Below are 14771 nucleotides of genomic sequence, written 5' to 3'. Positions count from 1 at the left end.
GAAACCAATCTCTGCCTTTGCACTCATCAGCTGGGGAGCTCACGGTCACACTCATGCGTCGCAGACCACGAGCCTCACGCGCCTCCTCATTCCACATCTGTGTTAACAACATGTGTTAATCGCATGCATCGCCACCATGATTCCCCAATGATTTCAAGGGTTCCCCGGTCTCACTATTGTTTCTTCCCTAAAACGGCCTCAATCATCGGCACCTTCCTGGTGGCCACCACCACGTCCCTGACCGGCAACGCTTCGTTCGGCGTGCTCTCCATCGCCGTCCTGCTCGTTGTGGCTCTCGTTTTCCTGCTGCTCCAGAAGGATCCGACGCGCGCAAACGTGCTGAGACATCGCCGGTGAACCAAGTTCTGCCTTTTTACCGACGCCAGCTCGCATAAGCAGGAATCAAACGTCGGCGCTGGGGCACAGAACGGGAATCCGCCGACGTTCAGAGTATCTGATGTCGGTGCCGGGCCATGTTTTGGACGCCACCGACACAAGTACCACTCTTGGCGACGGTGGTGGGGCATCCGCTGTCCCACCACCGTCGCCAATCGTTCTCAGCGGCGTTGACAATCCATTATCTGTCCTTTCAACGCCGCCAAACGTCCACAGCGTCGGCGACGGTCCGGATTATGACGCACCACCGATGCAAAACCATTGCAGGCGGTCCGTACGGAACATCAGCCGCGACCACCGAACGAGCACCAGATGCAGCATCAGCCACGACACCAGCCGCACTTATCGATGCGCCCTTATCGCGTCATCACGTCCATCAATACAATGACTCATCGGCATATCCGGCTGCAGCCCAATAATCGTCGGCCGATAGCGAGCGATTGAAACCGGTGGCATGATCGCTTCTGAGGTCGCCCTCGCCACCGAAATCGACATCGAAATCAGTACCAGCATCGGAAGTACCGCCGGACATACCGGCAACGGACCTGACTTCGGTTTTCAGCAGGTATTTCTCCGCGAAATTCAGCGTGGTGCACACCATCGCAAACCCCTTTCCATGCGCGTTGCCCTGGCGGACCAAGACGTCCTTGTGTAAGTAAGTATGGCGGCTCCCCTTCCGCACCGCCATATCCACTATGGAAGCACGCCGCGGCACACGACACAAGCCCCGGGACATATGAAGAAGTTATGGCCGGTTCAAAGCACCCGTATTACAGCCCAAACGGCACCGTGCGCAGCGGGATTGCACGACGGCCGGACGCCACTCATAATCGGAAACCGCTCACAGCCAAATGCCACCCGAGGCCGGACGCCATATAAGGAACCGTGGCACGGCAGATATAGAAAATGCCCGCCATCATAGACTGACGAGCGTGATATCGGGTGGGCGATGTAGGAATCGAACCTACGACCCCTTCGGTGTGAACGAAGTGCGCTAGCCGCTGCGCCAATCGCCCGAGCTTGTGATGAAAAAACCGGCAACATTCTGCCGGCGATTCATCGAGTGGGCGATACAAGATTCGAACTTGTGACCCCTTCCGTGTCAGGGAAGTGCGCTACCACTGCGCCAACCGCCCGGGTCATCCTCAGGCTGAATCAATCATCCTGAACCAGCCATCCGAGAGCGGACAACGGGACTCGAACCCGCGGTCTCAACCTTGGCAAGGTTGCGCTTTACCAACTAAGCTATGTCCGCATGTGTTACCTTCACGGGCAACAGGTGACAAAGATACGCCAATCTCAGGAAAAAGCCAAGCCCCCGCGTGTCCCACCGGTTTTCCAACGATTATCGGGGGCCGCCGTGCACATAACTCGCGGTGACCGTATACAGCAGCCAAGCGATGGGCATGGCCAGCATAAACAGCGGGTAGAACCAAGCGATGGGCACATTGCACGGCCATGGCCGTGGAAATCAGGAACGCATGACGATAACCGATCAGCTGGCCGAAGAGGCCAAGGCCTTGATCGGCGACCGTGCCGAAGTGAAGTTCCTGAACTACGCCGACGTGCCGTTCTTCAACCAGGACGAGGAATTCCCGAACCCGACAGCCGCCGTGGCCGCCGCCTTCCTGGCGCTCGTTGCGGAGTAATCCCGCCTGAATCTTGGTTACGTTCCGCCTCAAGGCGGACCAGCTGCATCAGCAATGTGCTGAACCCCTCTGATTGACTCCAATCAGCGGGGTCGCTGCGTTTCAAGGGGCTGATTTGGCCTTCTCCGGAGGTCTACTCCCGTTTCAAGGGGCTGGTGGCTGAGTAGACACGGGCCAAAAACGGCGTAATGACGTTAGCCCGAAGCCGTTTATACTTGCGGTTTCCCGGATGAGGAGCCCCTCGAAACGGAGATAGACCTCCGGAATAACCCAAATCAGCCCCTCGAAACGGAGTTAGACGGTTGGGATGTCGGAAAGAACACTCACGCCGGCCCAAGAACCCCCACTATGTCAGATATCGCTGCCCAGCACGCAATACTGACCGTACAGCACGACCCGTCCTTCATGAAATCAGGCACGGTATGGGCTTCATCCCTCAACGCGCGATAATGGCGGTATGACGCAACGACAACTGATGCGGGCCACAGTCGAAACGCCCATCGGCAGGATGATGATGGCCTCGGACGGCGAGAGACTTACCGAACTCTGTCTTGAAGACTGGTGGTGGGCCACCGACCACCAAGCCGTTCTCGACTCGAATCGCGAACCCGATCGTGAACCCGACGTATTCCGTATAACCCGCGAATGGCTGACCGCCTATTTCGCCGGCGAACGCCCCGGCTCGGATCAGGTGCCGCCGTTGCATCCCGCCGGCACGCCATTCCAACATGAAGTGTGGAATCTGGTGGCCGAGATTCCCTATGGCATGACGGTAAGTTACGGCGAACTCGCCGCCGAATTGGCCGAACGACGCGGCGGCGGCCGCATGGCCGCGCAGGCGGTCGGAGGCGCAGTGAAGCGCAATCCGGTTACCATCATCGTGCCCTGTCACCGCGTAGTCGGCTCGGGCCGCGCGTTTGGCGGCTACGGCGACCGACTCGATATCAAGGCCGAGTTGCTTGAACTCGAGGGCGTGGATCTGGCGTGCTTCGATCTACCGAACCCTTGACCGGCCCAGCGGTCCGCCTCGTCAAAAGGATTGAGTGGTTACCCCTCCCGCTGGCGGGAAGTGGCACGTAACGCCGGAGGGTGGTCGGCTGGCTGGCATCGCAACCCCCGCTACCCGACAATTTTCGACAAGCTGACGGGAATCCTTCCACGAATTGTTCGCCGTCGGTGCAGTCTTGCTCGATCGCGCCGGCCAAAACCGTACAATCCCTACAATGGAATGCATATGGTTAATTGCTGCGCGCAGCCGCACGGCCGCACGCGATCGCAAGACCACATGACCCAAGGGGATATGCAATATCAACGGAAGCAGGAGGTGCGTATGACCGGCATTATCGATTACGCGCACACCGAAACGCGCTCCTTCGCCGACTTGCCGTTCAACGAAATCGACGCCTTGATCATCTCCACGCTCATCTATGAGGATGTGGCCAGTATCTGCCCGACGTTGATGCTGGATGAGACGCGGTCAGGCTCGTTCGCCGCACGCATTCGCGCTTTCGAGCCCAAGCATCCACTGATCTGGCTGAAGGGTATCTGGCATCCCGAGCTTGAATCGGTAAGCCTTGACGAGGCCAACCGCGAGCTGCATCGTTCGCCGAAAACGCATGCCGACGACAAGCCGCACGAAGCCCAAATGGTTTCAGTGGTCAATCCGGACCTGACCCACGACCTGTTCCAGGCCGCAGGCGAGAACCCCCGCTACGCCAACGTTCGCCTGGGCGCGGTGGTCGAGCACATCAATCAGGGCGAGCAAACCCAATTCGCCGCCGCCACCTTCCAACTGCCCGACGGCCACAAGCGCCGGAAGCCGACCTACAAAGGCACGTTGGTTATTTCCTTCCGCGGTACCGATGATTCGCTCATCGGATGGAAGGAAGATTTCAATATGGCTTTCCAGTATCCGGTGCCGGCGCAACGTTCAGCCAGCGCCTATCTGGATACGGTGGCGCGACTGTGGGAGGGTCCGATTATTCTGGTCGGCCATTCCAAGGGAGGCAATCTGGCGATTTACGCGGCCATGAACGCCGACCCCAAGGTGCGCAAGCGCATTCAGCATGTCTATTCACTGGACGGCCCCGGTTTCCCGCCGGAGATTGTGACCAGCCCCGCCTACCGCACCATCCAGCCGAAGGTGACGAAAATTGTGCCAAGTTCGTCGATTGTGGGCATGATTTTCGAGACCCCGGAGCCTTGCCGCGTGGTCTCTTCCGATTCGGATGGCATCATGCAGCATTCCGCCTTCACCTGGCTATTGGATGGCGACCAGTTCATCACCGAGCCGGATTTGAGTTCCAGTTCGCAGTTGTTTAACGAGGAGCTGAACCATTGGATCGCCACGCTTACGCCCGAACAGCGCAAGCGTGCGGTGGACGCGCTGTTCACCGTGCTGCACGCCAACGGCGCCACCAGTTTCAGCGAGGTGATGAGCAACTTCCCCGCTTCGATTCCGGCGATGCTTGGCGCGTATGTAGGGCTGACCCCCGCAGACCGGCGTCATTTGGTTGAGGCCCTGGCGATACTGTTCAAGGCGTCCACGGCCAAACACAGGCCGACGCCCGCCCCAGCTTCCGCACCAAGTTCTGCGACCGCCAAAGGAACAGCCGAGACCCCAGCAGGAACCGTGACAGGAACAGATAGAGCGGCCCCGGCCAGAGCCGATACCGATACCGATACCGGCACCGCAGCTTCGCCCTCAGCGGAGGACGCAACTGAAATCGCCGATTAGCTCATAGACATGTCCACAAATAATAGTTATACTGCCCAATAAGTTATTAGACAGCGTGACCATATCACGCTGGTGCATCAGGAGGAAGAGATGCCACGTCCACGCCATGATTCCGAGGTGCTGCCCGCCAAAGAACGCCTAGAGAACGCTTTCTGGGAATTGCTCGCCGACCGCGACTACCGCAAGATCACCGTCACCGATGTGGTGCGTGAGGCTGGCGTGAACCGTAATTCGTTCTATTATCACTTCTCCAGCCTGCCCGAATTGGCCGATTCAGCCATCCTGCATCAGGTCGAATCGATTCCGATCAACCGCACCCCCGACCCAAATGGCAATCCCGAGGAACAATGGCGAGACCGCGTCACCGCCACGCTCTCCGATCCAGAGCAACGGCAACGCCTCGACCGCCTGGCCCTGTTGGCAGGCCCGCACAGCACGCTTGAACTGACCGAATCGCTGCGCGACTTCTGCCGTCTGCAAATGCTCAGCACATTGCAACGCGACCCCAAGAACCTTGACCTGAAAACCGATCTCATGGTCGAGTTCACCGTGGGCGGCATGCTCGCCGTGCTGCAACGTTGGCCCGAATTGAGCGACGCCATCGAAATCAAAGACCTGCTTAAAGAAGATGTGGCCGTGCTGGCCATGGGCATATACCTGGCCATGAGCCAAAAGGACATGCTCAATTACTGGAATCGCATCTTCGTGCACAATGCGCAGGATTCGGCCGCCCCCGGCATGCCGGCCGCCGCCACGCATGCCGCGCCATCCCCCATCTCACCGTCGAACGGCCCCGCAGGATTCCCCGGGTACACCGCTTGACCGAAAACCAGTGAGTCTGGATTGTTTCCGTCGAATTGAACCCTGCGTGAGGTTTCTCACAAGGCGCAATCAGCCTCTCATGCTGGCGTTTCCAGCCCTCACACAGGAAGATGGAAGCATGAGCGAAACATCGAACAAAACCCGTCTGGAACATGACTGCATCGGCCAGATGGAGGTGCCGGCGAACGTCTACTGGGGCATTCACACCCAGCGCGCTATCGGCAACTTCCCGGTCTCCGGCATCACCGATAGCCAACATCCCGAGCTGATTCGCGCCTATGCCACGGTCAAGCGCGCCTGCGCCATCGCCAATGAGGAATTAGGCCTGATCGACCCGGCCAAGGCCGAGGCCATTCGCGCCGCCTGCCTGGAAATCGAGGCCGGCAAACTGGCCGATCAGTTCCCGGTCGATGTGATGCAGGGCGGTGCCGGCACCTCGTCGAACATGAACATGAACGAGGTGATCGCCAACCGTGCGCTGGAAATCGCCGGCCACCAGCGCGGCGATTACACATACATCCATCCGAACGACGACGTCAACGAGTCGCAGTCCACGAACGACACCTACCCGGCCGCCTGCAAACTCGCGCTTATCGACGCGATCGGGCCGCTCGCCGAGTCCACCAAGAAACTCGCCAAGGCCTTCCACGATCTGGCCGACAAACATATCAATGACGTGACGATTGGCCGCACGCAGCTGCAGGACGCCGTACCAATGACCTATGGTCAGGAATTTCATGCGTTTGCCACGCTGTTGAAGTCTGATTTGGCTGCATTCGATCGCGTGGTGCCGCTGCTGGCCCAGCTCAACCTCGGTGCCACCGCCATCGGTACCGGCATTTGCGCGGATCTGCGATTCCGCAAGTCCGCCATCAGGCATCTGGCGCACATCACCGGGTTGCCGGTCACCGCCGCCCCCGACCCCGTGGCCGCCATGACGGATATGGGCGCGTACGTGGCCACGTCGGCTGCCATCAAGAGCCTCGCCGTGCACCTGAAGAAGGCCGCCGACGATTTGCGACTGCTCAATTCCGGGCCGCGCTGCGGTTTCAACGATCTCAACGTGCCGGCGCGTCAGGCCGGCTCGTCGATTATGCCGGCCAAGGTGAACCCGGTGATCCCCGAATGCGTCAACCAGTGCTGCTTCACGATCTTCGGCATGGATGTGACCGTGAATTGGGCCGTGGCCGAGGGACAGTTGCAGCTGAACGCCTTCGACCCGGTGATGGTGCACGAGCTGTTGACCGGCATGGCCCTGTTGACGCGGGCCATGGAGACATTCCGCGTCAATTGCGTGGAGGGCATCGAGATCCACGTCGGTCTGGGACGCTCGTATGCCCAGTCCTCGCCGTCGATCGCCGCCGCACTCAACCACTACATCGGCTATGAGCATGCGGCCGACATCGCCGCCGAAGCCGTGCGCACCGGTCGCACCGTGCGTGAGGTGGCCGGCGAACGCACCGACCTGCCCGCCGAGCAACTGGATGAGATTCTCGACCCGATTCGTTTGGCCAGGGGTCTCGGACAGACCTGCCGCGAGCATCGGGACTAGGCGTCACCGCGACGTCATCGTCACGACGATGCTGCACCGCGGTGCCGCGGTGGTGCCGGTGGTGCCGACGGCACGCCACCGGTATCGCACCACCGGCACCACCGCAACGGCCAAAACCCGACGTGGGCCCGCATGTTTACGACTTCACCAGAAATGGTCGATACAGTAGGGCATATGACCGAATATGCACAAGATATCGCACACTGGTTCCAGGTCAATGCGGGCAAGCTCATCTGGCTGGCCGTCGTGCTGGCCGTCGTGTTCGCGGCCGATCGCGTGATCAGCCGCGTGCTGCGCAGGGTTCTGGATAGTTCGCAGATTCCCAGCGCCTCGATTTTCGTGAATCTCACGCGCGTGACCATCTGGGTCACCGGTACGGCGATGGTGCTGCAACCGGTGTTCGGCATCAATCCGACCACCCTGGTCACCGCCCTCGGCGTCGGAGGCGTGGCGATCTCACTGGGTTTGAAGGATACGATCGCCAACGTCATCGGCGGTTTCGGCCTGATGCTGGGCCGCGTGATCCAGCCCGGCGACCTGGTGACCATTCAAGGCGTCACGGGCACCGTGCATGACATCACCTGGCGGCAGACCGTGGTGCGCACCCGCTCCGGGGACATGATGGTCATTCCCAATTCGGTGCTCAACACGGCCGCCTTGACCAAGCTCACGCCGGCCAGCGAAGGCATGGCCACGCTTGAATTCACGGCCAAGGCCTCTGGCGATCCGTCCGCGATCAGCAGGGATATTCTCGACCGCGTAACCAAAGCCACCGCCGACGTGACGTTGGAGGGCCAGCCGCCGCTGGTCAAGTTCACCGGCTTCTCCCCGTACGGCATGACCGGTCAGGTGCTGGTGTTCGCCCGCGAGGGCGTGCTGCCCTCCACCGTGAGGGATATGGCCGCGCGCGCCATCGCCGGTTCGGGCACTAAATACCTTGTTGAAGATGGCGGCTCGTCAGACAATCTGTGATATCTCCCGGCTCGCCTCTCTGGGTCCGGCTATGACAGTCATGCGAACAGCATCCAACCGGTAAGAATCACAGTCAACAGTAGGTACGAGATAACGCCGGGATTGGCATAAGCGGTGCGTATTTTAAGCCCCGCAGGCAACTCCTCTGGCGCAAGATAGAACTCCCAGCTCTTGCGCTTGGTGATAAGCAGCACGATACCGGCAATGCAGAGGCCCAACATCATTGTGCCGTACAACATCATGATGCCCATGCCGCCCATGTTGCCGGTTTCAGCCATACGCATGATTTCGGCCTCGCTGATTGTGCCGTCGAGGATGCGGGGATCGATCTGTTGTATCACCAATGGGGCGAGTACTGACCCGTTCAGGTTGATCAGCATGTGCATAGCCACTGAATACCGCAGTCGGGAGGTGCGTGTGTATACATATCCGAACATCAGTCCTAGGCCAAAGGCGTAGAAGAACTGGAACACGTTCATATGGAATAGCGCGAATGCCAATGCGGAGAACATGATTGCGGTCTTTTCTCCGTACCGGCGCAGGCGGGAGATAATCTCCTTGCGAAAAATCCATTCTTCGCAAACCGGTGCCAACAGGCCTATGAACAATGCGTTCACCCGCCAGTCGCTGCCAAGAATCATGTCGTTGATGCGATTGGTGGCCTGACCATCAGTGGCTCCGGCAGACAATATATTGCCAATCATATTGCCCAAGAGCATTACCGGAATGCACATGACGAAAATCTGAATGAACTCCCCCGCCTTCATGGGGTACTGCCGGGTGCGAATAACCGGTACGCGAGTGAAAGCCAACATACTCAGCGGCATGGCCACCACATACAGCGGCCCGGAGGAGGCGAGCAACACAGCCCAAGCGGGCACATCGGCGCCAAGCAGCGTTCGTAGTGCTTCAGTGGCCAGAGTATTCAGTCCGATCCAGAACACCATCATAATGGCGAGCGCCGAGCCGATTGTCGAAAACCGGCGATGGGCCGTGAACCACCAATCGCGCGGGGTTTGTTGCGGATGCTGTGGTTGCTCAGGTACCTGCGGCTGCTGCGCCGGCGGCATTGGTTTGCTCATACTTATCCCCCATAGTTACTGGCCGCAAACGGACCGATCACACGTGCAATACTCTTCAAGAATACGGCACGGCGTTTCGATTGCATTGGGAATGGGGGAAGAAATCATGGGTCTTCGGAATATATAGTGGAATTACTTTCTTAATAGTTTAAAAACAACTGGTGTTTAAATCGGATTTTCTGGTGGGATGTTAGGAAAATCAATAGTATTATATAAAAGTATCAATCACATACGAGTGATACTTTGGGAAAAAAATAAAATAGTCCAATTTACTTGACCGTGTACTATGGTACATGGTTTATAATATTCAGGGGGTGAAATAAGATGATTTATCGCATTAGTGAGTTTGCAGATAAATGTGGAGTTAATAAAGAAACGATCAGATATTACGAGCGAAAAAATTTATTACAAGAACCTCACCGAACGGAAGCTGGTTATCGGATATATTCATATGATGACGTTAAGCGTGTTGGGGTTATTAAACGAATACAGGAACTTGGTTTCTCTTTAAGCGAGATTTATAAATTACTTGGTGTTGTAGATAAAGATGAAGTTCGTTGTCAAGATATGTTCGAATTTGTTTCTAAAAAACAAAAGGAAGTGCAAAAACAAATAGAGGATTTAAAACGAATTGAAACTATGTTAGACGACTTAAAACAACGATGTCCAGATGAAAAGAAATTACATTCGTGTCCAATAATAGAAACATTATAACATGAGAGATTAATTAACGAAAGGAGCTTTTTTATGAATAAATTTAAGGTAAACATTTCAGGAATGACTTGTACGGGTTGTGAAAAACACGTAGAATCAGCACTTGAAAAGATAGGTGCTAAAAATATTGAGTCTAGTTATCGTCGTGGTGAAGCAGTATTTGAACTGCCCGATGATATTGAGGTTGAAAGTGCAATAAAGGCGATTGATGAAGCAAATTACCAAGCCGGAGAAATTGAAGAAGTATCATCACTAGAAAACGTGGCGTTAATTAATGAAGACAATTATGACCTTCTTATTATTGGTTCTGGTGCTGCTGCCTTTTCTTCGGCAATTAAAGCTATAGAATACGGTGCAAAAGTTGGAATGATTGAGCGTGGAACGGTTGGGGGAACCTGTGTGAATATTGGCTGTGTTCCGTCAAAAACTCTTCTTAGGGCAGGGGAAATCAATCATTTATCAAAAGACAATCCGTTTATAGGTTTACAAACATCCGCTGGAGAAGTGGATTTAGCTAGTTTAATCACGCAAAAGGATAAATTGGTGAGCGAACTTCGGAATCAAAAATATATGGATTTAATTGATGAATATAATTTTGATTTAATTAAAGGTGAAGCAAAATTCGTTGATGCTAGTACGGTTGAGGTCAATGGGACAAAGTTATCTGCAAAACGCTTTTTAATTGCAACAGGTGCATCGCCTTCGTTGCCCCAAATTTCAGGACTTGAAAAAATGGACTATTTAACTAGTACAACACTTCTTGAGTTAAAGAAAATACCAAAACGATTAACTGTAATTGGTTCAGGATACATTGGAATGGAGCTTGGACAACTATTTCATCATTTAGGTTCAGAAATAACGCTTATGCAAAGAAGTGAGCGACTTTTAAAGGAGTATGATCCTGAGATTTCAGAGTCAGTTGAAAAAGCGTTAATTGAACAGGGTATAAACCTTGTCAAAGGGGCGACTTTTGAGCGTGTTGAACAAAGTGGAGAGATAAAAAGGGTTTACGTAACAGTAAATGGCAGTAGAGAAGTCATTGAATCAGATCAGTTACTTGTTGCCACTGGAAGAAAACCAAATACGGATTCTTTAAATTTAAGTGCAGCAGGTGTTGAAACTGGAAAAGATAATGAAATCCTGATCAATGATTTTGGTCAAACAAGTAATGAAAAGATTTATGCAGCAGGAGATGTGACTTTAGGACCACAATTTGTATATGTAGCAGCCTATGAAGGTGGAATTATTACTGATAATGCTATTGGTGGATTAAACAAAAAAATAGATTTATCGGTAGTTCCTGCTGTTACGTTTACGAATCCGACGGTTGCAACGGTTGGTTTAACAGAAGAACAAGCAAAAGAGAAAGGGTATGATGTGAAGACATCTGTATTACCTTTAGATGCTGTTCCAAGAGCAATTGTAAACCGTGAAACAACCGGTGTATTTAAACTAGTAGCAGATGCAGAAACACTAAAAGTATTAGGGGTTCATATTGTATCTGAAAATGCAGGAGATGTCATCTATGCAGCATCATTAGCTGTTAAATTTGGCTTAACGATAGAAGATTTAACAGAAACCCTAGCACCATATTTAACAATGGCTGAAGGGCTAAAATTAGTTGCACTTACGTTCGATAAAGATATTTCGAAATTATCTTGTTGTGCAGGCTAAGGGAACTTTTTTACAACTCCCTATTCAAGTGAACCAGCTAATGCTTTAAGGGATTTTCTAAGTGCATTTGTGGTCACAAAAATAATTTAACACTGATGATTTCGACATCAAATCTATAATTGATACCTTAACACCGCAGAGTAATAAAGGATGAATAATATGTCAGACTTATTATCCCTACCAGACATTAAAACAATAGAACCGCCACAAGAAAATGAAACCGATATGATGTTTAAAGTTGAAGCAGTCGGACCACCTGAACGTTGTCCTAAATGTGGTTTTGACAAGTTGTACAAACACAGTTCAAGAAATCAACTAATTATGGATTTGCCCATTCGTTTAAAGCGAGTGGGCTTACAATTGAACCGTAGACGATACAAGTGTCGTGAATGCGGATCTACCTTCTGGGAACGCCTAATATCTGTAGATGAAAAGCGTAGTATGACCAAAAGGCTTTTAAAGTCCATTCAAGAGCAATCCATGTCTAAGACCTTTGTAGAAGTCGCAGAAAGCGTTGGTGTTGACGAGAAAACCATTAGGAACGTTTTTAAGGACTATGTGGCACTCAAAGAACGTGAATACCAGTTTGAAACTCCTAAGTGGCTTGGGATAGACGAGATACATATTATCCGTAGACCTCGGCTTGTATTGACTAATATTGAACGCAGGACTATTTATGACATCAAGCCTAACCGTAACAAGGAAACAGTCATCCAACGTCTTTCAGAAATCAGTGACAGGACTTACATTGAGTACGTCACAATGGATATGTGGAAGCCCTACAAAGACGCAGTGAACACTATCCTTCCACAAGCTAAAGTTGTCGTAGATAAGTTTCATGTAGTTAGAATGGCTAATCAAGCCTTAGATAACGTCAGAAAGTCTTTGAAAGCCCATATGAGCCAAAAAGAAAGACGTACCCTTATGCGTGAAAGGTTTATCCTTCTAAAGCGTAAACACGATCTAAATGAACGTGAATCATTCCTCTTAGATACTTGGTTAGGTAATCTTCCTGCTTTAAAAGAAGCCTATGAACTCAAAGAAGAGTTTTACTGGATATGGGATACTCCTGATCCAGATGAAGGTCATCTTCGTTATAGTCAATGGAGACACCGTTGTATGTCCAGCAACTCTAAAGACGCATATAAAGACCTCGTGAGAGCCGTAGACAACTGGCATGTTGAAATATTCAACTACTTTGATAAAAGGCTCACTAATGCTTATACGGAGTCAATTAACAGCATTATTAGGCAGGTAGAGCGAATGGGTAGAGGTTACTCGTTTGATGCCTTACGAGCCAAAATCCTTTTCAATGAGAAGCTCCATAAAAAGCGTAAGCCACGATTTAATTCAAGTGCTTTCAATAAAGCTATGTTATACGATACTTTCAATTGGCATGAAGTGAATGATCACGACATTACAGACAACTTAGGTGTCGATTTTTCCACACTTATTAAGAATTTGGAGAAGGGTGATTTATAAGCCCTTTTCCACCATAAAATCCGAATACCCGAAATCATCAATGGGCAAGGAATGATCAACGTCAATCATTCCCAATGACGAGAAAGTCCCCTACTCTGCAAGATTACTGTGGGATGCCACGCGATTTTACCCGATTTTTTCGCGGCGGCCCACACCACTCCACATATGACTGATGACGCCGCACGAAGAAATGGCGTCATTGCAACGATTCCCCAATACATTCTGTGGGACGGCACGAATGTACATCGTTTGACGTTCATGCCATCCCGCACCGGCGTGGGACGGCACGCGATAATCGCCCAAAAATCGCCGCCGTCCCACACACATCATTGCCGATAAGCCATTCGACGATCGTACAGTCACAAAAAACAGAACAGAACCGCACGATCATCGCAGCGCCATTCAGCAGGCGAGCACGGCGACCGGACGCGGGGCGACAATCACGTCATCGCCCACCGCCAGACCGGCCGGCAGCTCGCTGGCGGGCAGCTGCACGGTGGCCTTGAGCTGTTCACCCTTGTTCCAGCGCTGGTATTCGCCGGAGGTGATGACCGTGTCCACACGAACCAAAGAGCCAAGGAAGTGAATGACCTCCACGCGAGCGCGTTCGCCCACATGGGAATCGTTGTCGCCGGCCGGGGTCAGGGTCAGATTCTCCGGGCGCACGAGCACGGCCACGGAATCGCCCTTGGCGGAGCCGGCGAGCAGCGGCACGCGCTGGCCGAAGACCACGGCCTCGTCGCCATTGGATGCGCCGGGCAGACGGTTGGTGAGACCGATGAACGTGGCCACGTACTCGGTGGCAGGGCGCTGGTACAGGTCCTGCGGGGCGGCGATCTGCTCGATCTTGCCCTTGTTCATCACGCCGATGCGGTCGGCCACGGCCAGCGCCTCCTCCTGATCGTGGGTCACGAAGACGGTTGTGGTGCCGGTGGTGAGTTGGATGCGGCGAATCTGGTCGCGCAGCTGCACACGCACCTTGGCGTCGAGGGCGGAAAGAGGCTCGTCGAGCAGGAGCACGCGCGGCTTGACGGCCAGCGCGCGGGCCAGGGCCACGCGCTGTTGCTGGCCGCCGGACATCTGCTGCGTGTACTTCTTGGCCTGATCGGCAAGCCCCACGAGCTCCAGCTGTTCCATGGCGATCTTGCGGCGTTCGGCCTTGCCCATGCCGCGCACTTCGAGGCCGAATTCCACGTTCTCAAGGGCGGTCATGTGCGGGAACAGCGAGTACGCCTGGAACACCATGGCCATCTCGCGCTTGTTCACCGGCACACCGGTGACGTCCTGTCCGCCGACCATGATGCGTCCGCCTTGGATGTCTTCGAGACCGGCAAGCGAACGCAGCGCGGTGGATTTGCCGCAACCGGATCCACCGAGCAGCACGACCATTTCGCCGGGCTTAATGTCCAGGTTGAAGTCGTCGAGCGCGTGAACGGTGGAGCCGGGATAGATCTTGACGACGTTCTGCATCTGAATGGAACCACCGCCGCGCTTGACGGTGTCTTTGAGCAGGGCCTTGGCGGCCTTGGTCACGTCCTTGCCGCGCACGCCCTCGAGGGTAGCGGTGGGATCGTTCTTGAAGGCGTCTTCGGCGGTAGAGGACACGGCTGCCGGGATGGCCGGGGACGCCGGGGCGGCGTCCACTGCGGTACCGGTTTCCTGACGGGTGGGAGTTGAATCGTTGTTCATCG

13 protein-coding genes and 3 tRNA genes are annotated in these 14771 nt (G+C 53.9%); 10 read left to right on the top strand and 6 right to left on the bottom strand.

Annotated features, from left to right (window positions below):
• The first annotated feature begins 147 nt into the window (after positions 1-147).
• On the top strand, positions 148-357 hold the full coding sequence (locus MMB48_RS01730) for a hypothetical protein (protein ID WP_007054781.1): 210 nt from the start codon (positions 148-150) through the stop codon (positions 355-357).
• 415 nt (positions 358-772) lie between these two features.
• Here MMB48_RS01730 and MMB48_RS01725 read toward each other — a convergent pair whose 3' ends face one another.
• The 4 genes from MMB48_RS01725 to MMB48_RS01710 all read right to left on the bottom strand — a co-directional run bounded on the left by MMB48_RS01725 (position 773) and on the right by MMB48_RS01710 (position 1651).
• Entirely contained in the window at positions 773-997 is a 225-nt protein-coding gene (locus MMB48_RS01725; protein ID WP_012471999.1) for a hypothetical protein, read from the bottom strand.
• Between the two features lie 342 nt (positions 998-1339).
• A tRNA-Val gene (locus MMB48_RS01720) sits at positions 1340-1412 on the bottom strand.
• A gap of 48 nt (positions 1413-1460) precedes the next feature.
• Positions 1461-1532, bottom strand: a tRNA-Val gene (locus MMB48_RS01715).
• Between the two features lie 46 nt (positions 1533-1578).
• A tRNA-Gly gene (locus MMB48_RS01710) sits at positions 1579-1651 on the bottom strand.
• A gap of 226 nt (positions 1652-1877) precedes the next feature.
• Here MMB48_RS01710 and MMB48_RS01705 point away from each other — a divergent pair.
• The 6 genes from MMB48_RS01705 to MMB48_RS01680 all read left to right on the top strand — a co-directional run bounded on the left by MMB48_RS01705 (position 1878) and on the right by MMB48_RS01680 (position 8128).
• Entirely contained in the window at positions 1878-2045 is a 168-nt protein-coding gene (locus tag MMB48_RS01705; RefSeq protein ID WP_007057690.1) for a hypothetical protein, read from the top strand.
• Positions 2046-2502: 457 nt separating this feature from the next.
• Entirely contained in the window at positions 2503-3054 is a 552-nt protein-coding gene (locus MMB48_RS01700; protein WP_050496274.1) for a methylated-DNA--[protein]-cysteine S-methyltransferase, read from the top strand.
• 321 nt (positions 3055-3375) lie between these two features.
• Positions 3376-4782: a DUF2974 domain-containing protein gene (locus tag MMB48_RS01695; protein ID WP_032744593.1), complete on the top strand. Its 1407-nt coding sequence runs from the start codon at positions 3376-3378 to the stop codon at positions 4780-4782.
• A gap of 90 nt (positions 4783-4872) precedes the next feature.
• The gene (locus tag MMB48_RS01690; protein ID WP_013140181.1) at positions 4873-5604 is read left to right on the top strand and encodes a TetR/AcrR family transcriptional regulator; all 732 of its coding nucleotides are present in this window, start codon (positions 4873-4875) and stop codon (positions 5602-5604) included.
• A gap of 118 nt (positions 5605-5722) precedes the next feature.
• Positions 5723-7156, top strand: coding sequence for an aspartate ammonia-lyase (locus MMB48_RS01685; protein WP_032744592.1), 1434 nt, complete (start codon positions 5723-5725; stop codon positions 7154-7156).
• Between the two features lie 174 nt (positions 7157-7330).
• Positions 7331-8128: a mechanosensitive ion channel family protein gene (locus MMB48_RS01680; protein WP_032744590.1), complete on the top strand. Its 798-nt coding sequence runs from the start codon at positions 7331-7333 to the stop codon at positions 8126-8128.
• 38 nt (positions 8129-8166) lie between these two features.
• On the opposite strand, the gene MMB48_RS01675 is transcribed toward MMB48_RS01680, so the two are convergent.
• Entirely contained in the window at positions 8167-9198 is a 1032-nt protein-coding gene (locus MMB48_RS01675) for a CPBP family intramembrane glutamic endopeptidase (protein ID WP_080714835.1), read from the bottom strand.
• A 336-nt stretch (positions 9199-9534) separates the two neighbouring features.
• On the opposite strand from MMB48_RS01675, the gene merR reads away from it, so the two are divergent.
• The 3 genes from merR to MMB48_RS01660 all read left to right on the top strand — a co-directional run bounded on the left by merR (position 9535) and on the right by MMB48_RS01660 (position 13080).
• Complete coding sequence (merR, locus tag MMB48_RS01670) at positions 9535-9924, top strand: Hg(II)-responsive transcriptional regulator (RefSeq protein ID WP_080714099.1); 390 nt, start codon at positions 9535-9537, stop codon at positions 9922-9924.
• A gap of 33 nt (positions 9925-9957) precedes the next feature.
• On the top strand, positions 9958-11598 hold the full coding sequence (gene merA, locus MMB48_RS01665; protein WP_080714717.1) for a mercury(II) reductase: 1641 nt from the start codon (positions 9958-9960) through the stop codon (positions 11596-11598).
• A 159-nt stretch (positions 11599-11757) separates the two neighbouring features.
• Complete coding sequence (locus MMB48_RS01660) at positions 11758-13080, top strand: ISL3 family transposase (protein ID WP_032743809.1); 1323 nt, start codon at positions 11758-11760, stop codon at positions 13078-13080.
• A gap of 402 nt (positions 13081-13482) precedes the next feature.
• Here MMB48_RS01660 and MMB48_RS01655 read toward each other — a convergent pair whose 3' ends face one another.
• Complete coding sequence (locus MMB48_RS01655; protein WP_032744588.1) at positions 13483-14769, bottom strand: ABC transporter ATP-binding protein; 1287 nt, start codon at positions 14767-14769, stop codon at positions 13483-13485.
• Positions 14770-14771 lie beyond the last annotated feature (2 nt).

Origin of the sequence: Bifidobacterium sp. FKU, assembly GCF_026016385.1 — a bacterium.
GTDB classification, from domain to species: Bacteria; Actinomycetota; Actinomycetes; order Actinomycetales; family Bifidobacteriaceae; genus Bifidobacterium; species Bifidobacterium infantis.
This window is presented reverse-complemented; position numbering and strand designations above follow the sequence as displayed.

Bases quoted from the DNA above. Each gene is read 5' to 3' on its own strand.
- MMB48_RS01730 (WP_007054781.1), top strand. From the start codon at position 148: ATGATTTCAAGGGTTCCCCGGTCTCACTATTGTTTCTTCCCTAAAACG.
- MMB48_RS01725 (WP_012471999.1), bottom strand. From the start codon at position 997: ATGGTGTGCACCACGCTGAATTTCGCGGAGAAATACCTGCTGAAAACC.
- MMB48_RS01705 (WP_007057690.1), top strand. From the start codon at position 1,878: ATGACGATAACCGATCAGCTGGCCGAAGAGGCCAAGGCCTTGATCGGC.
- MMB48_RS01700 (WP_050496274.1), top strand. From the start codon at position 2,503: ATGACGCAACGACAACTGATGCGGGCCACAGTCGAAACGCCCATCGGC.
- MMB48_RS01695 (WP_032744593.1), top strand. From the start codon at position 3,376: ATGACCGGCATTATCGATTACGCGCACACCGAAACGCGCTCCTTCGCC.
- MMB48_RS01690 (WP_013140181.1), top strand. From the start codon at position 4,873: ATGCCACGTCCACGCCATGATTCCGAGGTGCTGCCCGCCAAAGAACGC.
- MMB48_RS01685 (WP_032744592.1), top strand. From the start codon at position 5,723: ATGAGCGAAACATCGAACAAAACCCGTCTGGAACATGACTGCATCGGC.
- MMB48_RS01680 (WP_032744590.1), top strand. From the start codon at position 7,331: ATGACCGAATATGCACAAGATATCGCACACTGGTTCCAGGTCAATGCG.
- MMB48_RS01675 (WP_080714835.1), bottom strand. From the start codon at position 9,198: ATGCCGCCGGCGCAGCAGCCGCAGGTACCTGAGCAACCACAGCATCCG.
- merR (WP_080714099.1), top strand. From the start codon at position 9,535: ATGATTTATCGCATTAGTGAGTTTGCAGATAAATGTGGAGTTAATAAA.
- merA (WP_080714717.1), top strand. From the start codon at position 9,958: ATGAATAAATTTAAGGTAAACATTTCAGGAATGACTTGTACGGGTTGT.
- MMB48_RS01660 (WP_032743809.1), top strand. From the start codon at position 11,758: ATGTCAGACTTATTATCCCTACCAGACATTAAAACAATAGAACCGCCA.
- MMB48_RS01655 (WP_032744588.1), bottom strand. From the start codon at position 14,769: ATGAACAACGATTCAACTCCCACCCGTCAGGAAACCGGTACCGCAGTG.